The 24,615-nt window shown below is 50.7% G+C and carries 14 protein-coding genes; 13 read left to right on the top strand and 1 reads right to left on the bottom strand.

Annotation, left to right across the window (positions count from 1 at the left end; genetic code table 11):
- Position 1: 1 nt before the first annotated feature.
- The 12 genes from ACYVFD_RS00800 to ACYVFD_RS00855 all read left to right on the top strand — a co-directional run bounded on the left by ACYVFD_RS00800 (position 2) and on the right by ACYVFD_RS00855 (position 20,236).
- The gene (locus tag ACYVFD_RS00800; RefSeq protein WP_461087551.1) at positions 2–1,150 is read left to right on the top strand and encodes an iron-containing alcohol dehydrogenase; all 1,149 of its coding nucleotides are present in this window, start codon (positions 2–4) and stop codon (positions 1,148–1,150) included.
- Between the two features lie 163 nt (positions 1,151–1,313).
- A complete protein-coding gene (locus tag ACYVFD_RS00805) occupies positions 1,314–2,228 on the top strand; it encodes a dihydrodipicolinate synthase family protein (protein ID WP_461087553.1) in 915 nt (304 codons plus the stop codon).
- A gap of 103 nt (positions 2,229–2,331) precedes the next feature.
- Complete coding sequence (gene pdxA, locus ACYVFD_RS00810) at positions 2,332–3,378, top strand: 4-hydroxythreonine-4-phosphate dehydrogenase PdxA (protein WP_461087555.1); 1,047 nt, start codon at positions 2,332–2,334, stop codon at positions 3,376–3,378.
- 68 nt (positions 3,379–3,446) lie between these two features.
- Positions 3,447–4,622 (top strand): four-carbon acid sugar kinase family protein, encoded by a 1,176-nt coding sequence (locus ACYVFD_RS00815; protein WP_461087556.1) that lies wholly within the window; start codon positions 3,447–3,449, stop codon positions 4,620–4,622.
- A gap of 104 nt (positions 4,623–4,726) precedes the next feature.
- Complete coding sequence (locus ACYVFD_RS00820; protein ID WP_461087558.1) at positions 4,727–7,687, top strand: sodium:solute symporter family transporter; 2,961 nt, start codon at positions 4,727–4,729, stop codon at positions 7,685–7,687.
- 62 nt (positions 7,688–7,749) lie between these two features.
- Positions 7,750–8,637: a sugar phosphate isomerase/epimerase family protein gene (locus ACYVFD_RS00825; protein WP_461087560.1), complete on the top strand. Its 888-nt coding sequence runs from the start codon at positions 7,750–7,752 to the stop codon at positions 8,635–8,637.
- A 155-nt stretch (positions 8,638–8,792) separates the two neighbouring features.
- Positions 8,793–11,570: a family 78 glycoside hydrolase catalytic domain gene (locus ACYVFD_RS00830; protein ID WP_461087562.1), complete on the top strand. Its 2,778-nt coding sequence runs from the start codon at positions 8,793–8,795 to the stop codon at positions 11,568–11,570.
- Between the two features lie 162 nt (positions 11,571–11,732).
- Entirely contained in the window at positions 11,733–12,851 is a 1,119-nt protein-coding gene (locus tag ACYVFD_RS00835; RefSeq protein WP_461087564.1) for a glycoside hydrolase family protein, read from the top strand.
- 86 nt (positions 12,852–12,937) lie between these two features.
- Positions 12,938–15,382: a beta-galactosidase GalB gene (gene galB, locus ACYVFD_RS00840; protein WP_461087566.1), complete on the top strand. Its 2,445-nt coding sequence runs from the start codon at positions 12,938–12,940 to the stop codon at positions 15,380–15,382.
- A gap of 168 nt (positions 15,383–15,550) precedes the next feature.
- A complete protein-coding gene (locus ACYVFD_RS00845) occupies positions 15,551–18,985 on the top strand; it encodes a glycosyl hydrolase (RefSeq protein ID WP_461087568.1) in 3,435 nt (1,144 codons plus the stop codon).
- Between the two features lie 209 nt (positions 18,986–19,194).
- Entirely contained in the window at positions 19,195–19,641 is a 447-nt protein-coding gene (locus ACYVFD_RS00850) for a hypothetical protein (RefSeq protein ID WP_461087570.1), read from the top strand.
- Positions 19,642–19,723: 82 nt separating this feature from the next.
- Positions 19,724–20,236 carry an RICIN domain-containing protein gene (locus tag ACYVFD_RS00855; RefSeq protein ID WP_461087572.1) on the top strand — a complete coding sequence of 171 codons (513 nt, stop codon included), beginning with the start codon at positions 19,724–19,726 and terminating at the stop codon, positions 20,234–20,236.
- 49 nt (positions 20,237–20,285) lie between these two features.
- On the opposite strand, the gene ACYVFD_RS00860 is transcribed toward ACYVFD_RS00855, so the two are convergent.
- Complete coding sequence (locus ACYVFD_RS00860; protein ID WP_461087574.1) at positions 20,286–20,963, bottom strand: DUF6000 family protein; 678 nt, start codon at positions 20,961–20,963, stop codon at positions 20,286–20,288.
- 267 nt (positions 20,964–21,230) lie between these two features.
- Here ACYVFD_RS00860 and ACYVFD_RS00865 point away from each other — a divergent pair, with 267 nt between their 5' ends.
- A complete protein-coding gene (locus tag ACYVFD_RS00865; RefSeq protein WP_461087576.1) occupies positions 21,231–24,602 on the top strand; it encodes a glycoside hydrolase family 2 TIM barrel-domain containing protein in 3,372 nt (1,123 codons plus the stop codon).
- The last annotated feature ends 13 nt before the right edge of the window (positions 24,603–24,615 follow it).

Genomic DNA, 24,615 nt, shown 5'->3' on the forward strand with positions numbered 1-24,615 from the left:
AATGACGCAGAATTTAACCATACATTTCCCCGGCAAACTGGTCTTTGGTAAAGGCTCCCTATCGAACCTGACCGATGAGATCAACGCGCTGTCGCCCCAAAAAGTCCTGCTGGTCACCATCGGCCCGCTGCTGGAACAGCTCGGCCCGTTGGTCGAAACCCTAAAGACCAATGGAATAGCGGTACAGACCGACACTAGTATTGTACAGGAGCCTTCGTTTGCCGACTTCGAGAAACTGATGCAGACCGTCGAGCCGTTCAACCCCGATGTGGTGCTGGGTATTGGTGGAGGGAGTGTACTGGACGTGGCCAAACTGGTAGCGGCTCAACTGGAAAACGACCAAACGCTAATCGACATGCTGGGTATTGGCAATCTGAAAGGCCGACGAAAAAAGCTCATCTGTGTACCGGCTACGTCAGGGACGGGTAGCGAAGCCTCGCCAAACGCTATACTGGTCGATGATGCCGATAACCAGAAGAAAGGTATTATCAGCCCATTTCTGGTACCTGACATCGTCTACGTCGACCCCCTGCTGACCCTGAGTGTCCCGGCATCCATTACAGCTGCTACCGGTATCGACGCCCTTACGCACTGCCTCGAAGCATATACCAACAAGTTTGCGCAGCCATATATCGATATGTACGCGTACGAAGGCATGCGCCTGATTGCCGACAACATCGTGCAGGCGGTGCAGAATGGAGCCGATGAGGAAGCTCGTACGCAGGTCGCCATGGGAAGTCTGCTTGGGGGTTTTTGTCTGGGACCGGTCAACACGGCTGGGGTTCATGCGCTGTCGTATCCGCTGGGCAGTATGTTCCATTTGCCGCATGGCCTGTCCAATGCGTTGCTGCTGCCCTATGTGATGGAGTTCAATATCCCGGCATCCGTCCGGCGATATGCACAGGTAGCCGAAGCCCTGGGCTGCGAACGGGCTGATTCCTGCGCCGAAACAGCCGCCAATGGTGTTCGGAAAATTAGAGAATTGATTCGTGAATGCGGTATTCCGGCCCGATTGCGTGATGTGGATATCCCCAAAGAGGCAATCCCACAGATGGCCGACGATGCCCTGAAAATAACCCGATTACTGAAAAACAACCCACGGGAAATAACCCGCGAAGATGCGATAACTATTTATACAGCCGCTTATTAGGTGGTCATACAATGGTCATTGGTTGTCATTAATCGTCATTCTGTAGTCATTGGATTGTTCTAAACAATAACTGACTACTGAATGACAATCAAATGACTACTTAATGACGCACAGCGAATGACCATCAAATGCCGCTAATCTGAGAAGGAATTTATTTATGCATATGAAAAAGAAATACCGGGGTGTTGTAGTACCGATGGTTACGCCCCTAACCGATACATATCGACTGGATGTAGCGGCCGTTGAACGAATGATGGGGAATTTGCAGGCATACGAAGCGATGCCGTTTGTGCTGGGTACAACGGGTGAAGCTACGTCGTTACCGATGTCGGTTAAGAAAGCATATGCTAAAGAAGCCGCCCGGCTAAAAACGCCCGATATGATGCTGTATGCAGGCATTTCGGGGAACTGCCTGGAGGAGTCCGTCGAGCTGTCGAACTACTGTTTCGACGTGGGCGCCGATGCGGTATGCGCTACGTTGCCCTGTTATTATGCGCTGTCGGAGTCACAGATGAAACGGTATTTTGAGCAACTGGCCGACCAGCTCAACGGGCCGTTGATCATCTACAACATCTTTGCCACAACCCGTATGTCGATTCCTATTTCCATAATCGACGAGTTAAGCTACCACCCGAATATTGTTGGAATAAAAGACTCGGAACGTAGTACGGAGCGGCTGGCCGAATCGGTTGCACTTTGGGCTAACCGCCCTGATTTCAGTCACTTTATGGGCTGGGCGGCCCGGTCGGCGCATGCCCTGATGGCCGGTAGCGACGGACTGGTGCCAAGCACTGGAAACCTGTTTCCGGGTATCTACCGCGATATGGTTAAGGCGGTTGAGGATGGCGACGAAGAGAAGGCGGTTTACTATCAGAATCAGTCCGATTTGTTTGGCCATGTTTATCAGTCGGGTCGTACGCTGGGCGAATCCTTATGGGCCCTGAAAGTACTGATGCAGGAAAATGGCTTGTGTGGAACTACCATGATGCCTCCCCTGCAACAACTGTCTGAACAGGATGCAATCGATCTGAAAACAGCCTTCGCCGAACTGCTGGAGAAGGAGGAGATACAACTTTGAGTTCACCGTTTACTGTCTTCTGTTTACAGTTGGCTAACGCATGAATCGCTTACACAACTAGCTAACAGTAAACTGAAAACGGTAGACTGAAAACTGTTATAAAATGAACACCAATAATAAACCGACAGTCGGAATTACGATGGGCGACCCGGCCAGCATTGGCCCCGAAATAGCGGTAAAGGCGCTCCTGAATCCGGCTATTTACGCCATCTGTAATCCCATTGTGGTCGGTGATGCGGGCGTGTTTCAGGACATAGTCACGCGTTTAATGCTTGATGCCGTCATCAACCCAGTTCAGTCCGTTAGAGAGGCAAAATTTGAACTGGGCACTGTCGATGTGTATGATCTGGCGAATGTCGATCTGTCGCAACTGAAATTCGGTGAGATTTCGGCGATGGCGGGCGAAGCGGCTTTTTCATCCGTCAAAACTGTTATCGATCTGGCTCTGGCCGACGAAATCGACGCGACCGTTACCGGGCCGATCAACAAGAAATCCATCAACGAAGCGGGGCATCACTTTGCGGGCCATACCGAAATCTACGCGCATTATACCAACACCAAAAAGTATGGAATGCTGCTGGTGGAAGACCAGATGAAAGTCATTCACGTATCGACGCACGTATCGCTTCGGCAAGCCTGTGACCTGGTCAAAAAAGACCGGATTCTGGAAGTGATCGAGTTGCTGCACAACGGGCTTATCTCGCTGGGCGAAACGAATCTTAAAATTGGTGTGGCCGGTCTAAATCCGCACGCAGGCGATTCGGGCCTGTTTGGTACAGAAGACGACGAGGAAATTCTACCGGCAGTGCTGGAAGCCAAACGACGCGGTTTCGACGTAGAAGGTCCGGTTCCGGCCGATACCCTGTTTTCGAAAGCGGCAACGGGCTACTACGGCGGTGTTGTAGCCATGTACCATGATCAGGGTCATATACCGTTCAAGCTGACCGGCTTCAAATGGAACGCCGACAAAAAGCAGATGGACAGCGTAAAAGGTGTTAACATTACGATGGGTCTGCCGATCATCCGTACGTCAGTCGATCATGGAACCGCCTTTGAAATCGCCGGTAAAGGCGTCGCCAGCCCCGACGCGATGGTGCTGGCCATTGAGTCAGCGGTCCAACTGGCGAAAAATAAAGTAATGATTGAATGATAGAATTGTTGAATGATTGAATTAGTCGATCATTCAACAATTCTATCATTCAACAATTCAACATTATTATGATCGCCGTCATTGCTGACGATTTAACGGGGGCCGCTGAACTGGCGGGGATTGGCCTGACGTACGGGCTGAATGTGGAGCTTGCCATGTCGGTCAATCCACACTCAACTGCTGACCTGCTCGTTATTGCGACGGATGCCCGGTCCGTTGCCGAAGCCGAGGCTGTGCAGGAAATGGTTGACGTGAGCGAAGCGTTGCGAACGATGAAGCCACAGCTGATTTTCAAAAAGGTCGATTCGGTGCTTCGTGGACACATTGTCGCTGAAACGACAGCACAGATGAACGCTTTAGGGCTACAGAAAGCGCTTATCGTTCCGGCTAACCCGGCATTGGGTAGAATTCTGATCGATGGTCATTATTACGTACAGGGAGAACTCATTCATGAGACTCATTTTTCGAAAGACCCAGAATTCCCAATCACCGAATCAAACGTGCTGAAACGTTTGTCGACCAACGATGCACCCATTAGCGTTCAACCATCTACGGTCGATTCGCTTCCGCAGGGTATTGTTATTGGCGAGGTCGGTACGCAGGGCGACTTAAAAACATGGGCAAGCCGTGTGGACGAGCAAACGTTACCGGGCGGTGGAGCTGGTTTTTTTACGGCCATTTTAGGCGCTGGTTATAAGCCTAAATGTCCGACTCGTTCCGTAGATACATTAGGCATTTGCAAACTATATGTATGCGGAAGTGCTTTTGGACAGAGTGTTGAATTAGTAAAAAGGGCAGCAACAGCCGGGAATTTCGTTTGTTATATGCCGAAAGCATTGATGCAGATTGCTGATCAGGAGCCCGCTGAACTGGCGGATTGGGTAGCCAGTATCATTACCCGTTTCCAACGGAATGAGCAGGTAATTATGGCCATAGAACCCGAGTCGGTCGTAGACTCCTGCAAGCTGGCTGTCTGGTTACGCGCATTAACCGGGAAAGCGGTAAGGCAAGTTCTCGATCAGATTTCTGTCGATGAACTGATTATTGAAGGTGGTTCAACGGCAGCGGCCATTCTGCGGGAAATTGGGGTCACACGACTTGCCGTTACACAGGAGCTGGCGGCAGGAGTCGTTCGAAGCAAGGCGCTTGAACAAGCGGGATGTCGCCCAGGAAACTTGCATATTACCGTAAAACCCGGAAGCTATCGCTGGCCAACAGAAATGTGGTCATTTAATGGTCATTAATAGTCATTCGATGGTCATTGATTGTTGTCGCGTTTGATTAATGGCAACCAATGACTAATGATGCGAAGCCAATGACCACCAATGACAATTAATGACTATTACCAATGTCGAACCCGACCTTAAACGTAATTGATTACCTGATAATCGTCGCTGTACTGATTATCAATTTGTATTTCGGGCTGCGATACGCTAAGAACCAGCGCACGACCGAAACGTATTTTGCCGCCAGAGGCCGGGTACCCGCCTGGGCTATTGGTATGTCGTTACTGGCAACGCTCATCAGCAGCGTTACGTTTCTGGGGTACCCAAGCGAAGGATTTTCGTCGAACTGGATTTTGCTGGTGCAGGGGCTGATGGTACCCATCGTTCTGCTCGGAACCATCTGGTTTATTGTTCCCTTGTACCGCAAAGTGATTGGCCTGAGCACCTACGAATATTTCGAAAAACGGTTTGGTGCCTTTGCTCGCTATTATAGCTCTATTGCGTTCGTTCTCAGGCAGTTTTCCTCCATGGGGACTGTATTTTTTCTGCTGTCGGTAGCCCTCACCAACATGACCGGCGGCAACACATTCTACATCATCGTCGTGGTTGGGCTGATTATCATTACGGTCAATCTGCTGGGTGGTATCGAAGCCGTTATCTGGCTCGATGTGTTTCAGGGATTCATGCTTTTTGCGAGCGGTATTCTCTGTGTGGTGGTTATTCTTCTGTCGGTCAACGGCGGATTTTCGGAAGTCATTAGCGTCGCTTCGGCCAATGATCGAACCGGTTTTGGCCCTTACGATCTGGACTTTACGAAGCTAACGTTCGTAGTGATGGTCATCAACGGCATGTTCTACGCCATACAGAAATACGGCACCGATCAGACCGTGGTGCAACGCTACCTGACCGCCAAAACCGACAAAGCCGCCATCAAAGCGTCGATACTCGGCATTTCGCTGACCGTACCAGTCTGGGCGCTGTTCATGTTTATCGGAACCGCTCTGTTCGTCTATTATAAGCAGCAGCCACTGCCGGAAGGGATGCGCCCGGATGCTGTATTTCCGTATTTTATCATGACCCGGTTTCCGACGGGCGTGGTTGGTTTCATTCTGGCGGCCATGATTTCGGCAGCCATTTGTAGCCTTAGCGCCGACCTGAATTCACTAGCCGCCGTTGGTCTGGAAGATTTCTATAAAAAGCTCCGCCCAACCCGCACTGATCGGGAATATCTGACCGTCAGCAAAACGATTGTGGTTATTTCGGGACTGATCGCCATCGGCATTGGGGCCATCTATTTGCAGGCTGGTAACGAAGGTGTTCTGGGTATTGTTTTTACGTTGTACGCCATTTTTTCGGGCGGTATCGTTGGCATATTTCTGCTGGGTATTTTCAGTGCACGGGCCAACAAACAGGGCGTTAACATCGCCATTGTCGTATGCATTCTATTTACGGCCTACGCCTTCCTGACCTCGACCCAAATTGGTTACGGCGACGATAAAAAACTGCTGCTGGACCTCGGCGAGTATAATTTTACCCACCACAAACTGATGCTTGGCGTGTACAGTCATCTGATTGTGATTGGGGTCGGGTACGTAGCCAGTCTGTTCTTTCCCAAACCCGAACTGGACGCCAATCTGCTGTACAGCGGCTGGCGGAAGCGGTCGAAAGAAACTTCGCAGGAAAGCCAGTCTCGATCTTACAGTAAGGCCGGAAAGATTGCCGCTATTTTTCTCCTGATCAGTAGTATCTCTGCGGTTGCCCAAACCTCTGACGATCAATTCAAAAAGCCACTTAAAGACGTCATTGCCCAGATTGAAAGCCGGTATTCGGTGAAGATTCGCTACCCCGAAGAGCTGGTCAAAGATAAGTACGTTACCTACGCCGACTGGCGGTTTCGTCCGGCCGATGTGGAGAAAACGATGGCTAATATTCTGGCATCGCAGGATATTACGTTTGCCAAAGAGGGCGACAAAAAATACAAACTTCAGTCGTTTCAGTATCACCTGAAAACACCCGAAGAAGGCAAGCTTCAGCTCGATTACCTGGCTACCCTCTATTCGGATGCCACAAGTTGGGAGAAACGCAAAGCTGAATTACGTTCCTGCCTATGGGAATCGCTGAAGCTCTCGCATGTACCCGCCCGGCCCACCAGTCAGCCCATCATCACCAATAAACGGACGTTCGATGGCTATACGGTCGAGAACGTTGCGATTGAAACAATGCCGGGATTGTACGTAACGGGTTCGCTCTACAAACCCCTGAAAGCGAAAGGCTTACTGCCCATAATTCTCAATCCCGACGGTCATTTTGGCGATGGTCGTTACCGGGCCGATAGTCAGTATCGGTGTGCCATGCAGGCACGGATGGGCGCTATGGCGTTTAGCTACGACCTATTTGCCTGGGGCGAATCGACTCTGCAATTCAAACCCGAAGACCACCGTCGGAGCCTCGCCCAAACGGTGCAAATTCTGAACGGTATGCGCATTCTCGACTGGATGCTGACGCTGAAAAACGCCGATCCCAAACGGGTAGCCGTTAGCGGTGGGTCAGGTGGCGGCAGCCAGACCATGTTACTGACGGCACTGGACGACCGCATTACCCTGAGTGTGCCCGTCGTGATGCTGTCGTCGTATCATAGTGGGGGATGCCCCTGCGAAAGCGGCATGGGTACGCACCTGTGCGGCAACGGTACCAACAACGTCGAAATTGCGGCTATGGCGGCTCCTCGTCCGCAACTGATCATTTCGGATGGCAAAGACTGGACGCAGTATGTGCCCGAAACCGAATTTCCGTTTTTGCAGCGCACCTATGGATTCTACGGCAAAACTGATCAGGTGAAGAATGTGCATCTGCCGCAGGAAGGCCACGACTATGGCAAAAGCAAGCGGCTGGCGCTATACGATTTTCTGGCGCAGCACTTTGGTCTCGACCTCAAAAGTGTGCAGGATAAAACCGGCGCCATCAACGAGTCGAACTGTACCATAGAGAAGTACCCGGCCATGTACGTTTTCGGCGAAAAAGGCGAAAACCTGCCTGCTAACGCGATCCGAAAATTCGAAGATTTAGAGAAACTGATTAATTGAGCGATTGAGTGAATGAGTGATTGAGTGACCACCGCTCGTCCGACATCACATAAAGAATAACTATGCACCTCACTCGACGAAAATTTCTGACGACCAGTTCACTGCTGACGGCTGGCTTGTTTCTTGACAACAACGATGCGTTCGCTACAATTGCCGACAGACAACCCTACAAAATTGCCGTCGTCGATCTGATGATTCTGAAACGGCAAAAGCTGGGCGCCTTTCAGTTGACCAAAGACATTGGGGCCGATGGTGTCGAAATCGATATGGGTGGCCTGGGCCAGCGCGAAACATTTGACAATCAACTGGCTAAGCCGGAAATCAGGCAGCAGTTTCTGGATAAAGCGAACGAGCTGAATCTGGAAATCTGTTCGTTGGCCATGACGGGCTTTTATGCGCAGTCGTTTGCCACGCGGCCAACCTACCAGCGTATGATTCAGGATTGTTTCGACACTATGAATGCCATGAATGTAAAAATTGCGTTTCTGCCGCTCGGTGTTCAGGGCGACTTGGTGAAGAATCCAGAATTACGTCCGGCCATTGTCGAACGGTTGAAGGTAGTGGGTAAAATGGCGAAAAAAGCAGGGGTGGTTGTCGGTATCGAAACCTCACTGGATGCCAAAGGAGATGTCGCTTTACTAAACGAAATCGGCTCGAAGCACATCCTGATTTATTTCAATTTCTCGAATCCACTCAAAGCCGGTCGCGATTTGCACGACGAGTTACGGATTCTTGGCAAAAAACGTATTTGCCAGATCCACTGTACCGACGAAGATGGCGTTTGGCTCCAAAACAATCCGCGTATCGACATGAAGAAGGTGAAACAAACACTGGACGATATGGGCTGGAAAGGCTGGCTGGTTATCGAACGCTCCCGCGACGCCAGCGACCCGCGCAATGTGAAGAAGAACTTCGGCGCAAACACTACATACTTGAAATCTATCTTTTAGGCAGGTTAACTTTTTGAGCTTTTTTTGTCATTTCGACCGTAGGGAGGAATCTAATAAGCAAACTTGAGATTCCTCCCTACGGTCGGAATGACAAAAAAGCATTCTGCCTGTTTGATACTGATCAACATATTGAGTGAAATCTTCCTAAATGCTCCATGCTACTTAGAATTTCGGAAATCCTGTCGATTTTCCTGCTCTCCTTCTCCGCTTTGACTCAATCGCTGACGGTAACGAATCTGCGTTGCGAGTATCGGACGAATCCAATTGGCGTGCAGTCCGATAAACCGGCATTGAGCTGGCAACTCGTATCGAGCCAGCGGAGTATTCGTCAAAAAGCCTATCAGATACTGGTGGCCGATTCGCCACAAACGCTCAGTCAGCATACAGGTAATGTGTGGGATTCGGGGAAAATTTCGTCGGATGCTTCCATTCAGGTCGGTTATCAGGGGAAAGCGATGGAGCCGACCAAAACCTATTACTGGAAAGTGCGCATCTGGGATTCGAAAAATACCGAGTCACCGTGGAGTTCGGTAGGATCATGGCAAATGGGGTTACTGGCTAAAACCGACTGGAAAGGCGCCAACTGGATTGCTTACGACAAACTACCCGATTCCCTGGTGAATAGTCTGCCAACCGACGGCAAGAAAGACAACGTGCAGGGCGGAAACATCCTGCCGATGCTTCGCAAAAGCTTTACGGTCACCAAACCTGTCCGGAAAGCTACGCTCTTCATTTCTGGACTCGGCCAGTTCGACGCGCACCTGAACGGGCAAAAAATCGGCGATCATTTTCTCGATCCCGGCTGGACCAAATACGACAAGCAGGCTCAGTACGTAGCATTCGACCTGACCGATAAGCTTAAATCGGGCGAAAACGCCCTTGGAGTCATGCTGGGCAATGGGTTTTATTACGTTCCGCCCGTTAAGGATCGTTACCGAAAACTGAAAGTGATGTTCGGCTATCCAAAACTAATTTGCCGACTTGCCGTTACGTATACCGATGGGTCGTCCGACAACATCATCAGCGATTCTTCCTGGAAAACAGCCCCTTCACCCATTACATTTTCGAGCATCTACGGCGGAGAAAACTACAACGCCAACCTAGAACAACCGGGCTGGGATAGTCCAAATTTTACCGATGCCTCGTGGCGGAATGTGCGGGTTGTAGAGGGACCGCCCGTGCTGAATGCCCAGATGCAGGAGCCGCTGAAAGTCTTCGATCAGTTTGCTCCCATCAGTAAAAAGCGTTTGGAAACGGGCGATTGGGTATATGACCTGGGGCAGAATGCGTCGGGCATTATCAGCCTGGCCGTCAGCGGTAAGAAAGGCGACACGCTACGAATTTATCCAGCCGAACTGATCAAAACCGATGGGTCGATAAACCAGAGATCGTCGGGGAGTCCGTTTTATTTCGAGTACATTCTGAAAGGTACCGGCCCGGAAACCTGGCAACCGCGCTTTACGTATTACGGCTTTCGGTACCTGCAACTAAAAGGGGGCGTTCCGAAGGGCGAACCCAATCCGGAAAATCGCCCGCAGATTGTTGACCTGAAAGGCTTACACACGCGCAACGCAGCGCCCGACGCTGGGCAATTTTCCTGCTCAAACGAGTTATTCAACAAAGCGCGTACCCTGATCGACTGGGGAATCAAAAGCAACATGGCGAGTGTGTTTACCGACTGTCCGCATCGGGAGAAACTGGGCTGGCTCGAAGAACTTCACCTCATGGGCGGCTCCGTACGCTACCAGTACGACATTGCCAGTTTGCTGAAAAAGGAGATTCAGGACATGAAAAACTCGCAATTACCCGACGGTCTGATTCCCGAGATTGCGCCTGAATACGTAAAATTCGACTGGGGTGACGGTATCTTCCGCGACTCGCCCGAATGGGGAAGCAGTGCCATCATTGTGCCCTGGTATTTGTATCAGTGGTATGGCGATAAAACCGAGCTGGCCGACAGCTATCCCATGATGCAGCGATACATCAACTACCTGGGTACCAAGGCAAAAAACCACATTCTGGCGCAGGGCTTAGGCGACTGGTACGACCTTGGCCCCAAACCGCCGGGTGTTTCGCAACTAACACCAATGGGCGTAACCGGCACCGCTATTTATTACTACGACCTGACGATTCTGGAGAAAATAGCCCGGATGCTGGCTAAATCGGCCGATGCCGAACAGTACCGGCAGTTGGCCAGTGAGGTAAAAATGGCTTTCAACCAGACCTTTTTTGATAAAGAGAAAAAATATTACGCTACCAACAGTCAGACGGCCAATGCGATGGCACTCTATATGAATCTGGTGGAGCCGCAGTGCCGGGACGCAGTGGTTGAGAATATTGTGAAAGACATTCGCAGCCGGAACAACAGCCTCACGGCGGGCGATATTGGCTATCGGTACCTGCTTCGGGCGCTGGAAGATGCGGGTCGTTCGGACGTTATTTTCGATATGAACAGCCGTTCCGATGTGCCGGGTTATGGGTATCAACTGGCCAAAGGCGCAACGGCCCTGACCGAATCGTGGCAGGCGCTTCCGACCGTATCGAATAATCATTTTATGCTGGGCCACCTGCTCGAATGGCTCTACGCTGGGCTCGCCGGGATTAAACAGGACGAGAGCACTCCGGCCTTTCGGAATAGTGTAATCTACCCCCAGCCCGTTGGCGATGTGAATCAGGCCAAAGCCACCTACCAATCGCCTTACGGCCTGATTGCCAGCGACTGGAAAAAGTCGGATACGAGTTTTGAACTGACCGTTCAGATTCCCGCCAATACAACCTCGACGGTTTATTTACCCGCATCGAAAACCAGTACAATACAGGTCGATGATCAACCGATCAGTAAGAGTAAAGAGGCTAAACTGATCGCCTTTGAAAAAGACAGAGCAAAGATTACTGTTGGCTCCGGTACCTACCGATTCAAGGTGGGTAATTAAACCGGCTTTACGATCAGCTTTCGGGAAGTTAGCGAGCCGCTAACATCATACAATCATTCGGGAAAATCGTAGATAGCAATAGTCTTTATCGCGGATAGTTTTGTACTCTGGGATAACCGCTCGGCCCGTTTAACCAGCCGAACGATGTATCTGGTTACGGCTATGACTTTACCCACTATCCGAGTTATACTTTTTTCGCTTCTAACTACATCGCTTTTTGCTCAAACGCGCCGAGTTTCCGATGCGGACATGCAACGTGTGTATAACGAGGTCAAAACGCCGTTTAAGTACGGTCTGGTGATGACCCCAGCCGACAACTCACAGAAGATGGACTGCCCGACGGTTTTTCAGAAAGGGGCGCAATGGTATATGTCCTATCTGATTTACAACGGTCGCGGCTACGAAACCTGGCTGGCAAAAAGTAAAGACCTCTTACACTGGGATACCCTTGGCCGGATCATGTCCTTCTCCGATACGACGCAAACTACCCATTGGGATGCGAACCAGAAAGCGGGGTACAACGCCTTGCAGGATACGCAATGGGGTGGTAGCTACGAACTAGCCCGGTATGATGGCAAGTACTGGATGTCGTACATCGGGGGCAACGGCAAAGGCTATGAAGCCGGTGACCTGTCCATTGGGATTGCCTACACATCGGGCGACCCGACCAAACCCCACGAATGGCAACGAAAATCAACCCCAGTACTGACGGCCAAAGACCCGGATACGCGCTGGTGGGAGAACCGGAAGTTGTTTAAAAGCACAATCATTGAGGATAAGCTGAAGCTCACGGGCCACCGATTTGTGATGTACTATAACGCCAACGGCGATACAACCGGCGTACCCAAAACCCGCTGGTTTGAGCGCATCGGTATGGCCGTTTCCGACGACATGCTCAACTGGAAACGCTTTCACAAAGAGCCGGTGATGATGCATTCGGCGGGTATCACGGGCGATGCGGTTATTCAGAAAATGGGCGATCTGTACGTGATGTTCTATTTTGGTGCGTTCTGGGAGGATCGACAAGGTGCGTTCAACCGCTTCGCTGTGTCTACGGATCTGGTCAACTGGACCGACTGGACGGGTGATAATCTGGTCGAGCCATCCGAATCATACGACAATCTGTACGCCCATAAGTCGTTCGTGGTCAAGCATAAAGGCGTCGTATACCACTTCTATTGCGCCGTCAACAAGGCCGATCAGCGGGGAATTGCGGTGGCGACGTCCGTCGATCTGGGAAAAAGTAATAAACAGTTTGTACCGGCTCCTGCGAAAAAATGAGAAACTTGCCGCTTTTTTGTCATTCCGACGATAGGAGGAATCTCAAGCTTCACATTATCGAACTTGAGATTCCTCCTATCGTCGGAATGACAAAGTCTGTTCTATTATTCGGGCTATTTATTCTGTTTTTATACGTATTCATTTCAACCGTTTTCGCCCAAACTTCCCCCCGAACGGTACAGGATTTTAACAAAGGCTGGCGGTTTTATCTGGGCGATGAGGCTAATGCAAAAACCGCTGCTTTTTCCGATGGGAACTGGCGCGCATTAACGCTACCCCACGACTGGAGCATCGAAGGCCAATTCAGCGAACATCATCTGGGCACTACGCAGGAAGGGGCGCTACCGACAGGCATCGGCTGGTATCGCAAAACGTTTAGCATTCCAGCTACGGTAAAAGGCAAAAACGTCTATATAGAGTTTGATGGGATTTACCGCAACAGCGAAGTCTGGATCAACGGGCATTCGCTGGGTATGAGGCCGTACGGCTATAGCTCCTTTCGGTACGAACTGACGAAGTTCCTGAAAGTCGGGACTGAAAAAAATGTGATTGCCGTTCGCGTTGATAACTCGGCGCAACCCAATTCGCGCTGGTATACTGGTTCGGGTATTTATAGGAACGTACGGCTGGTGATGACCTCGCCAATCGCCGTCGATCATTGGGGAACTTACGCAACGACGCCAACGGTAACGGATCAGCAGGCCAGCGTTTCGCTTCAGATCACCGTTCGAAATGCGGCCGGTCGGCGCACGGATGTCAAGCCACAAACGGTTCGGATAGTCAGCACGATTCTGGATGCCAGCGGCAGGGAAGTCGCTGCACAAACAACAAACGCTGCCCGGCTGACGGATTCGCTGACTACTTTTTCGCAGTCGTTCGAGGTGAAAAACCCCGTTCTCTGGACGATTGAGAAACCGTACCTGTACAAAATCGTCACCCGGGTTTATAACCAGAATCAACTGGAAGACAGTTACGAAACACCCCTCGGTATTCGCTCGTTTCGCTTCGACGCGGCTACCGGGTTTTCACTGAACGGAAAGCCGACGAAGATTCTGGGCGTTTGTCTGCATCACGATCTGGGTGCATTGGGGGCGGCCGTGAATCGCCGGGCCATTCAGCGTCAGCTTGACCTGTTGAAGGCAATGGGCTGTAATGCCATCCGTACGGCACATAACCCGCCTGCGACCGAACTGCTGGACCTCTGCGATCAGATGGGCTTTATTGTCATGGACGAAGCGTTCGACATGTGGAAGAAGAAAAAGTCGAAGCAGGATTATGGACTGAACTGGGATACCTGGCACAAAACCGATCTCGAAGACATGCTTCGTCGCGACCGCAACCATCCGTCGATTTTTATGTGGAGCATTGGTAACGAAATTCGCGAACAGTTTGATTCCACAGGGCTTACCATTACAAAGGAACTGGCGTCCATTGTTAAGAAGCTGGATTTAACCCGCCCCGTTACGTCGGCGCTGACCGAAAACATACCCGACAAAAATTTCATCTACCGTTCGGGGGCGCTGGATTTGCTGGGGTTCAATTACAAACACGAAGCCTACGCCGATTTCCCGAAAACGTTTCCGAATCAGCCGGTACTGGCTTCTGAAACGGGGTCATCGCTGGAAACGCGCGGGCACTACGATATGCCCTCCGATTCCATACGGATGTGGGGCAAAGGCGGTCCGGCCAACTTCAAAGACGGTAATTCTGACTGGACGGCCTCGGCTTATGATAACGAAGCGGCTTACTGGGGCTCGACGCACGAGAAAACCTGGAAAGTGATCAAAAAGCTACCCCATATGGCGGGGCTATTCATCTGGACGGGCTTCGATTATCTGGGCGAACCGCACCCGTATCCGTGGCCTGCCCGGAGCTCGTATTTTGGCATTCTTGACCTCGCTGGTTTTCCGAAAGATGTGTATTACCTGTACCAATCCGAATGGACTAACACGCCAACGCTACACATTTTCCCGCACTGGAATTGGCAAAAAGGTAGAACCGTGGATGTGTGGGCGTACTTCAATCAGGCCGACGAGGTAGAGCTATTCCTGAATGATAAATCACTGGGCGTTCGGAAGAAAACCGGTGATGAATTGCACGTACTATGGCGTGTTCCGTACGAGGCTGGCACACTGAAAGCCATCTCGCGAAAAGATGGGAAAACGGTACTGACCAAAACCATTTCGACCGCCGGGAAACCCGCCAAACTTCAACTCATCGCCGATCGTAACGCACTGAAAGCGAATGGTAACGATCTGTCGTTTGTGACGGTCAATGTACTCGACGAAAAAGGCAATCTCATTCCCGACGCCAGCCATCTGATTACGTTCACGCTCGAAGGGGAAGGAGTAATCGCCGGTGTCGACAATGGCTATCAAGCCAGTCTGGAACCGTTCAAAGCCAATTACCGACGTGCCTATAACGGCAAAGCATTAGCCATTATCCAGACAACCGAAAAACCAGGGAAGATCGTTTTAAAAGCGTCATCAGAAGGTTTGCAGAGTACTGTAATCGAATTAGTTACGAAATAGACAAACGGTTGTTTGTTGCTCGTCCGCGATTAAGCTCGCGGATGCCTGAGGTCCGCGTCTGCGACGCGAGAGAGAAAAAATTAGCTACTACTCAAAAGCGTCACAGACGCGAGTCTCGGACATCCGCGAGCTTAATCGCGGACGAGCGAGTTCCATACTAAATTGCTTATGAGAACCGGATTTATCCTGATAACCTTGTTACTAAGCTTACAATCGTTTGCTCAATCGGCGGGGGGATTGGCGAAGCTTGTTCCTGCAAATAAGCAATCGGCAAATGCCAAACCGTGGGTGTTCTGGTACTGGATGCAGGGGGGCGTTTCGAAAGAAGGCATTACGGCCGACCTCGAAGCGATGAAAGCAGCGGGTATTGGTGGCGCTTATCTGATGCCCATCAAAGGGGTGACGAATCCGCCCATTTACACACCAGCAGCCGAGCAACTGAGTCCCCGCTGGTGGGATATGGTTCGGTTTTCGATGCAGGAAGCCAAACGACTGGGTCTCGACATGGGTATGCACGTGAGCGATGGTTTTGCTCTGGCCGGTGGCCCGTGGATTACGCCCGCCCTATCGATGCAAAAAGTCGTATACGCTTCAGTGTCAGTACAGGGTGGCCAGCGCTTTTCGGCGAAACTACCGCAACCAACAATCAATGAAGGGTATTACAAAGACATTGCGGTTCTGGCTTTTCCTGCCTTGGTACCGTCGACTTCTCAAGCGAGCCAAACGCCCAAAATCACGTCCAGCAAAACGGGTGTAAAACCACAATTTCTGGTCGATCCAGCGAATAAAAAGGAAAGCTTTAGGAGTGATACAGCTTGCTGGATTCAGTACGCGTACGACCAGCCATTTACCTGCCGTTCGATTTTGATTCGTACCGGAGGGAACAACTATCAGGCGCATCGACTGAAGATCGAGGTGAGCGACGACGGCACAACATTCCGGTCCATTGGCCGACTTGACCCACCCCGGCACGGCTGGCAGGATACCGACGCCGATGTGACACACGCCATCCCGACGACCACGGCCCGTTACTTTCGCTTTATTTACGACAAAGCGGGTTCTGAACCCGGCTCGGAAGATCTGGACGCAGCTAAGTGGAAACCGAGCCTGAAACTGGTTGGGCTGGAATTATCGCCCGAACCGCGCATCAATCAGTTTGAAGGCAAATCGGCGGCCGTTTGGCGAGTTGGCAAACGGGAGATTCCAAACGTGGCTGAAGACCTCGCCATCCCTCTCAATAAAATTATCAACCTGACGGACAAACTCAGCCCCGACGGTCAACTTGACTGGCAGGCTCCTACTGGCTCGTGGACAATTCTGCGCATCGGTCATACCTCAACGGGTCATACCAACGCAACCGCCGGAGCCGGTAAAGGTCTGGAGTGTGATAAGTTTAATCCCGAAGCAATAACCTTGCAATTCAATAGCTGGTTTGGCGAAGCACATAAGCAGATTGGCCCCGAACTGAGTAAAGATGTACTGAAGGTTTTCCACGTCGATAGCTGGGAATGCGGTAGCCAGAACTGGTCGACCACCTTTGCCGCTGAATTCAAAAAACGACGCGGGTATGACCTCATGCCGTATCTGCCGGTAATGGCTGGTCTGCCGGTTGAAAGCAGTGAAACCTCGGAGCAGGTATTGTACGATATTCGCCGGACGGTGGCCGAACTGATTGTGGCTATTTTTTACAAAACGCTGGCCGATCTAGCCCATCAGAAAGGCGTAACATTTACCGCCGAAAGTGTGGCCCCCACCATGACCAGCGACGGACTGGCCCACTACAAACTGGTCGATGTGCCGATGGGCGAATTCTGGCTCAACAGTCCCACGCACGACAAGCCCAACGACATGCTCGATGCGACCTCGGCCGCCCATATCTACGGCAAAAATATCGTTCAGGCCGAAGGGTTCACAACCGTACGGATGGACTGGAGCGAGCATCCGGGGATGCTCAAAACGCTTCAGGATCGTAATTATGCCCTGGGCATCAATAAACTCGTTTACCACGTGTTTACGCATAACCCCTGGACCGACCGAAAACCGGGCATGACGCTGGACGGTGTGGGCCTGTATTTTCAGCGCGATCAAACCTGGTGGAAATCGGCTAAAGCTTGGGTCGATTATGCCCAACGGTGTCAGACGCTGCTCCAACTGGGCAAACCCGTTGCGGATGTTGCGGTATTTACGGGTGAAGATATTCCACGTCGATCTGTCCTGCCCGACCGACTCGTATCGACCTTGCCCGGTATTTTTGGGAAAGAGATTGTAGAACGGGAAGCAAAGCGATTAGCGAATGTTGGCGAACCACTGCGACAGAAACCGGCGGGTGTCTCGCATTCGGCCAACATGGCTGATCCTGAAAATTGGGTTGACCCGCTGCGGGGCTACACTTACGATTCGTTCAGTTCCGATGCGCTGAATACGTTGGCAAACGTGCAGAATGGCAAGGTAGCGTTTGCGCCGGGTACGGCCTATTCCTTGCTGGTGCTCCCGCGGCAAAACCCACTACAAATGAATAATGCCTTTGCCACCCCCGAAACACTCACCAAACTGGTCGGTCTGGTGAAGGCCGGAGCAACGGTTCTGATCGGTGAAAAACCGCTTTATGCTGCCGGGAAGCAAGCCACTAATCAACAGATCAAGCCACTGGCCGATGAATTGTGGGGTGGACTGTTTCAGGAAGCAGCTAATGAACCAGCTACAATTCGGATGAAACGGCTGGGGCAGGGCCGGGTTATCCAGACGCCATTTGGAGCAGATTCCTTTGAAAAGCTGGGGGTAACACGAGATATACTGTTTATAGAATCGACCGGTCAGTACGCCCACGACTTAGCCTGGACGCACCGCCGGGATGGCGAAACAGACATCTATTTTATTGCCAATCAGCAGGACAAGCCGCGTACGATCACGGCGTCGTTTCGCGCGTTTTTCAAATCGCCTGAACTATACGATGCTGTTACTGACGAGTTGACCGATGCCCCTGAATGGCGCGTACGAGGGCAGCACATGCAGCTACCGATTCGCCTGGCTCCCAATGCATCGTTGTTCGTAATTTTCCGGAAGCCCACCCGGCAAATCAGTCGGAACGGTAAAAACAATTTGGATGGGCAGTTGGTGCAGACGCTCGACGGTTCGTGGCAGGTAACGTTTGACCCGGCTTATGGTGGACCGAACACTCCGCAAACCTTCACCACCCTTACCGACTGGAGCCAGTCAGCCGATTCGTCGATTCGGTATTATTCCGGTACAGCTATCTATTCGAAAACCTTTACATGGACTTCGAAATCGACAACAGACCGCATCTGGCTCGACCTGGGTCATATCGCCAACATTGCCGATGTGAAGCTAAACGGTATCTCCTGTGGCACTGTCTGGACGGCCCCTTACCGAATCGACATTACCAAGGCGCTCCAGTCCGGCAAGAACCAGCTAACAATTGAGGTAAGCAACACCTGGGCCAACCGGCTCATCGGCGACCAGCTTTTACCCGAATCCAGACGAATTACCCGAACAACCGCCCCATACCGCCTGCAAGGCAAACCCCTGCTCGAAGCGGGACTGCTTGGCCCGGTACAGATTGTAAAGCAGGAACCACTGGATTAATAGCTCGTCCGCGATTGTATCGCGGATGCCTGAGGTCCGCGTCTGTGACGCACAGGAAAAAATAGCTACTACTCATACGCGTCGCAGACGCGAACCTCAAGCATCCGCGATACAATCGCGGACGAGCGGTGAGCGGTAGAGAGCAACGCAACCCTCCCGACTAGTTTTCCGTATCCGTAGCATCATTCACCTCAAAATTGTACGCTACGATGAAATCGATCCTGTTTGCTCTGCTCTTATTGGTGATGTTGGTTGTGGGTTGTAAGAAAAGTACAGATGATGTAGCGCCAACCACTACGACGGTTACCACGACGTTTCCCCAGATATTGGCTCCGGGTACCTGGGTGATTAGCTCCTACCTACAGGGAACTGAAGATAAACTTAAATCGCTGGGAAGTGTCAGCATCAATTTTACCAGCGACGGGAAAGCTACGGCAACGCTTAACGGCCAGACGACCGTTGGTACCTGGTCGTGGGGTGGAAACAGCTATTACGGAACACCGGCTGATTCTAAAACGGTCACACTGAGCTTTGGCATAAAGTCGCCCTATGATAAACTCAGTAAGACCTGGACCATTATGGATGCTAGCTCGTCGGCCATTAAGCTGGATAATAGCAATCCGGCTGAAAATGAGCATCTGATGCTTACCAAATAGTGCCGTTTTCGTAACTTCCCGGAACATTCTGGTCTGTAGAGGCTATTCTATTTCGGGAAGTTAACCACTTACTCTCTTCTTGATGAAAAACAAACTCGTTTTCCTGCTCCTTATTGACGTTTACGTGGGTATCGCCGGAGCCCTTAACGCGCCAATTCGTGGTCATTATGCCATCAAAAATGTCCAGACGGGGCTGTTATTACGGGTTCAGGATGCACGTAAAGCCGATGGAACCCCGATTGTAGCGTATTCGCCGGTGAACTGGAAATGCGTTACCTGGGATTTTTTGCACGTAGAAGGCGACACCTACCAGCTTCGTAACCTGTTTACCAGCAAAACTCTGCAGCCCGAAAGCGGAAAGCCGAGTGAGGGCATCAATCTGGAACAACAGCCGCTAATCGCTTCCCAGACCAATCAGGAATACGAATTTATTCCCGCTGGAAAAGATATGTACCGGATAAAACTCAAAGGGTCAGACCTATACATTACGCCCGTCGATAGCAAAGGATCGGTTAACTCCCGAATCATGCTGGCTAAAAAGTCTGCATCACAGGCGCAGATGTGGACTATCTACGAGCAGGACCCGCAGATTTGAGCTGGGACCAGCTTTAGTTTCTGGAAGTGAATAGCATTGGTGGTATCTATTAATTTACAATTTTAGCTAGGTTGATTTTGTTAATTGTAGACATTGAATGATTGAAGCGTTCCTGAAATTTTTCTAAGCTCCAATTATTTTTACCTGCAACGAATGAGTTCCATTTACTCATTAAGTTTTCTGCCCGACTTATGTCAATATACTGTAAGGCACAAAAAGCTTCTGCCTGATCGAACCACAAATCATTTCTTTCAAGGTAATAATCAAGATAGGTAGTTAAATAATCCTTTGAATTATTGCTACCGAAAGTGGCCAATGCTAAACAGTACCCAGAACCTGCATAACAAACCTCGCTTTTAAGCAAGTGCTTGCCAATGATATCTTCTAATCCTTTGTAATTATTAATAGCGGCAAAGAAAGACCCAGTTATTCTAGTTCGCCAATTGAAGTCTCCTAATAATTGTTCGACTATTTTTACGTTAATTTCTTTCGCTGTGTCGGCAAAATTCTTAATTAAAGTCTCATCGACGTTTGAGAGATTAGTCCTGTAAAATGGTATAACCCATTTTTTTACAAACTCTTCAGTAAGCTCTGCATCGTTTCTTGGGACTTCAATATTCTCAAAAGGATTTCGGTGTCGAACTGTTGCACCTGATACATGCAGTGCAATTTCAGCTGTCTTGTTTTTCTGGGTGAAGAGCTTAGCCCATAATTCTATAAAGCTCATGCGGTCAAAATATTATAGCCATTTTTTTAACAAATCCAAGTTCTAACTTCCAATGCAATAGTATGAAAAACCAATAAAGTGACTGTATTCACTTCTTATTTTCTCTTATTATAAGTAATAATGCACCAACACTCTTCCGCAATGCAATCGCGGTCGAGCGCTATAGCTAACACGCTAATATCCTACAATGGCTTGTGAAAATAGCATATTCTGTAGCGGTTTATTCCAATTAATTTTGGATTTTCCGCCGATACGGCCCGCTTTACTATGCTTTATCGCTTCCTTGCCTTTAGCCTGCTGTTTCCGACTGTCCTCTACGCTCAATTAGTCGATAAGACACCGGCTGCCATACCTAATCAACCGCGTGTTTATCAGACGGAACCGTATGAAGACCCGCTGGTGAGCGGCATAAACCGGGATGCATCCCGCGCCACGGCCTACTCGTTCGCTACGCTAAAAGACGCACAAACCGTTGATCGAGCCAAAACAGGTCGCTATCTGTCGCTGAATGGTGAGTGGGACTTTTCGTTTGCGCTGAAGCCAGCCGATGCACCCGCCGATTTTTACAAGAGTCGGGTGAGTGGCTGGAAGAAGATTCCGGTGCCGTCGAACTGGGAGATGCAGGGCTACGATAAGCCCATTTATAAAAGTGCTGTGTATCCGTTCCGGCCCGTTAACCCGCCCTACGTACCGCACGATTACAACGGCGTGGGTTGTTATCAACGTACGTTTTCCGTTCCTGCCGACTGGCGCGATATGAACGTAACGCTTCATTTTGGCGGGGTAAGCTCGGCCTACAAAGTGTGGCTAAACGGCAAATTCTTGGGGTATGCCGAGGATAGTTTTCTCTCGTCGGAATTCAACATTACGCCCTACCTGCAAGCGGGTGAAAATGTGTTGTCGGTATGGGTGATTCGGTGGAGCGACGGGTCATTTCTGGAAGATCAGGACCAGTGGCGGATGAGCGGCATTCATCGCGAAGTGATGCTGCTGGCGGAGCCAAAACTCCGCATCGCTGATTTTTTCTACCAAACCAAACTCGACAACGAGTACAAAGATGCTGTGCTGAGCATCCGGCCCCGTATCGAAAACCTGACCGGTCAGCCAGTACCCGGTTATCAGCTCAAGGCTCAACTTTATACGAAGCAGAACGAGCCCGTTTTCGAAAAGCCCCTGCAAACCAGCGTCGAGTCGATCATCAACGAAATTTACCCCCGGCTCGACAACGCGAAGTTTGGTATTCTGGAAACGACGGTGAAAAATCCGGCCAAATGGAGCGATGAAGAACCGAATCTGTACACGCTGGTTTTGTCGCTGGAAGATAGCACCGGGAAGCTGCTCGAAGCCAAAAGCTGTAAGCTCGGCTTTCGCTCCATTGAGTTCTCGAAAGATGATAGCAAGCTGCTGATTAATGGCAGAAAAACGTACCTCTATGGCGTTAATCGGCCCGACCATCACCCGACGAAAGGTAAGGCGCTGAGTCGCGAAGATATGTTGCAGGACGTTCTGACCATCAAGCGGTTCAACTTCAACTGCATCCGTTCGAGCCACTACCCCAGCGATCCGTATCTGTACGATCTTTGCGACGAGTTTGGCATTCTGGTCATCGACGAAGCCAATCTGGAAACCCACGGCTTGGGCTCCAAACTCAGCAACGACGCCCTGTGGACGGGTGCATATCTGGAACGAAGTAACCGGATGGCCCTGCGCGACAAAAACCACCCGTCGATTATCTTCTGGAGCCTTGGCAACGAAGCCGGTCGAGGACCCAATCACGCGGCTATGGCGGCCTGGCTGCATGATTTTGACATTACTCGTCCAGTCCATTATGAACCCGCCATGGGTAGCCCTAAACTGGCCGGGTACATGGACAACAAAGACCCGCGCTACCTGAAATCCAACGATCATTCGCACCGGATTCAAAATCCGCAGGACCAATACTACGTTGATATAGTGAGCCGGATGTATCCAGCCTTGTACACCCCCGAACTACTGGCGAATCAGGACAACGGCGACACGCGCCCAATTTTCTTCTGTGAGTACGCCCACGCGATGGGTAACTCGGCCGGAAACATCAAAGAGTTCTGGGACCTATTTCGTCGGACGAAGCGCATCATCGGCGCTTGTATCTGGGAATTTAAAGATCAGGGATTGCTGAAACGCGACGAAAACGGCACAAGTTTCTATGCATACGGTGGCGACTACGGCGAAAAATATTTCGATAATTTCACTATTAAAGGCGTTGTGGCTGCGGACGGTCGTCCGAAGGCGGCTATGACCGAGTGCAAGCGGGTTTTTCAGGGTATCGAGTGCGACTGGCAGGACGCTCAGAAAGGGCTAATGCATATTATTAACCGCCATGCCGTCAACAATGCGGCTGATTATCTGGCGCAGATCAGCATTCGGGAAAATGGTCGTGTGATAGTAACTCGTCAGCTTCCAACGCTGAATCTGGCGGCTGGGCATGATACGGTTGTCAGTCTTGCGGCTTATCTGCCAAAGCAGAAGGCTGGTTCCGAATACCTGGTTGATATTCAGTTTGGATTATCGCACGATGAGCCCTGGGCACCAAAAGGTTTTGTCGTTGCGTCGAATCAATTGGCAGTTCCCCACAATTCAGCTGCACCGTTGACAAAACAGACCTACGCGTCCGTTACACTTGCCGAAAATGCAAACGGGTATATGATAAAAGGTGCTGGTTTTTCGGTCGAAATTGCCAAAGCGAACGGTGCGCTTACTTCGTACCAACTGGCCGGGAAAGAACAGATTTTTGCACCCCTGCTGCCTCACTTTTCTCGCCCCTTAACGGACAACGACAAACGCGGCTGGAAACCGCAGCGCAAACTTAAGCCCTGGTATGACCCGCATCTGACACTAAAAACCCTAACCGCCCAAACGCTCGATAAAGGACAGATAAAACTCTCCAGCACCTATTCGCTCATCAACGATAGCGCCCGTGTGCAGGTCGATTATCTGGTTCGGGGCGATGGGGTCGTCAGTGTTGAATTCGCTATTCAGACGAAATTTCCGTTGCCAAATATACCTAAAGTAGGGATGCAGGGCGGTATCGAACGGAGTTACGAAGCCATCAGTTGGTACGGTCGCGGGCCGCTCGAAAACTACATCGACCGTCGGTATGGCTTCGATGCGGGCGTATACACGCAATCGCTGACCGATTTTATGGAACCGTACGTGGTGCCGCAGGAGAACGGCAACCGAACCGATGTGCGCTGGATGTATCTGAGTAATCCAAAAACGAAAAATGGTTTGTTGATCGTTGCCGATAGCCTGCTGAGTATGAGCGCATGGCCGTATACCGAAGCGAACATTCAGGAGGCCAAACATACCAACAAGCTGAAAGACGCGGGCTATCTGACGCTTAATATCGACCTGATTCAGATGGGGGTCGGTGGCAACGATAGCTGGAGCGATGTTGCGGCCCCGTTGGAGCAGTACCAGATCAAAGCCAAACCGTATCAGTACCGATTTTATTTGTTGCCATTGGCCAAATCGCCGGAAGATCCGGGTGTACTGGCGAGAAAAGTCAAAGCGAGTGCTCAGAATACAGCGTCTGAACGTTTAGAAGCAACAGGTGTATCGACAAATAGTGCAGTTGGATTGGGCCGATCGCAGAAATAAAAAAGTATAAGAT

Source organism: Spirosoma gilvum (genome assembly GCF_054776815.1).

Bases quoted from the DNA above. Each gene is read 5' to 3' on its own strand.
- ACYVFD_RS00800 (WP_461087551.1), top strand. From the start codon at position 2: ATGACGCAGAATTTAACCATACATTTCCCCGGCAAACTGGTCTTTGGT.
- ACYVFD_RS00805 (WP_461087553.1), top strand. From the start codon at position 1,314: ATGAAAAAGAAATACCGGGGTGTTGTAGTACCGATGGTTACGCCCCTA.
- pdxA (WP_461087555.1), top strand. From the start codon at position 2,332: ATGAACACCAATAATAAACCGACAGTCGGAATTACGATGGGCGACCCG.
- ACYVFD_RS00815 (WP_461087556.1), top strand. From the start codon at position 3,447: ATGATCGCCGTCATTGCTGACGATTTAACGGGGGCCGCTGAACTGGCG.
- ACYVFD_RS00820 (WP_461087558.1), top strand. From the start codon at position 4,727: ATGTCGAACCCGACCTTAAACGTAATTGATTACCTGATAATCGTCGCT.
- ACYVFD_RS00825 (WP_461087560.1), top strand. From the start codon at position 7,750: ATGCACCTCACTCGACGAAAATTTCTGACGACCAGTTCACTGCTGACG.
- ACYVFD_RS00830 (WP_461087562.1), top strand. From the start codon at position 8,793: ATGCTACTTAGAATTTCGGAAATCCTGTCGATTTTCCTGCTCTCCTTC.
- ACYVFD_RS00835 (WP_461087564.1), top strand. From the start codon at position 11,733: ATGACTTTACCCACTATCCGAGTTATACTTTTTTCGCTTCTAACTACA.
- galB (WP_461087566.1), top strand. From the start codon at position 12,938: ATGACAAAGTCTGTTCTATTATTCGGGCTATTTATTCTGTTTTTATAC.
- ACYVFD_RS00845 (WP_461087568.1), top strand. From the start codon at position 15,551: ATGAGAACCGGATTTATCCTGATAACCTTGTTACTAAGCTTACAATCG.
- ACYVFD_RS00850 (WP_461087570.1), top strand. From the start codon at position 19,195: ATGAAATCGATCCTGTTTGCTCTGCTCTTATTGGTGATGTTGGTTGTG.
- ACYVFD_RS00855 (WP_461087572.1), top strand. From the start codon at position 19,724: ATGAAAAACAAACTCGTTTTCCTGCTCCTTATTGACGTTTACGTGGGT.
- ACYVFD_RS00860 (WP_461087574.1), bottom strand. From the start codon at position 20,963: ATGAGCTTTATAGAATTATGGGCTAAGCTCTTCACCCAGAAAAACAAG.
- ACYVFD_RS00865 (WP_461087576.1), top strand. From the start codon at position 21,231: ATGCTTTATCGCTTCCTTGCCTTTAGCCTGCTGTTTCCGACTGTCCTC.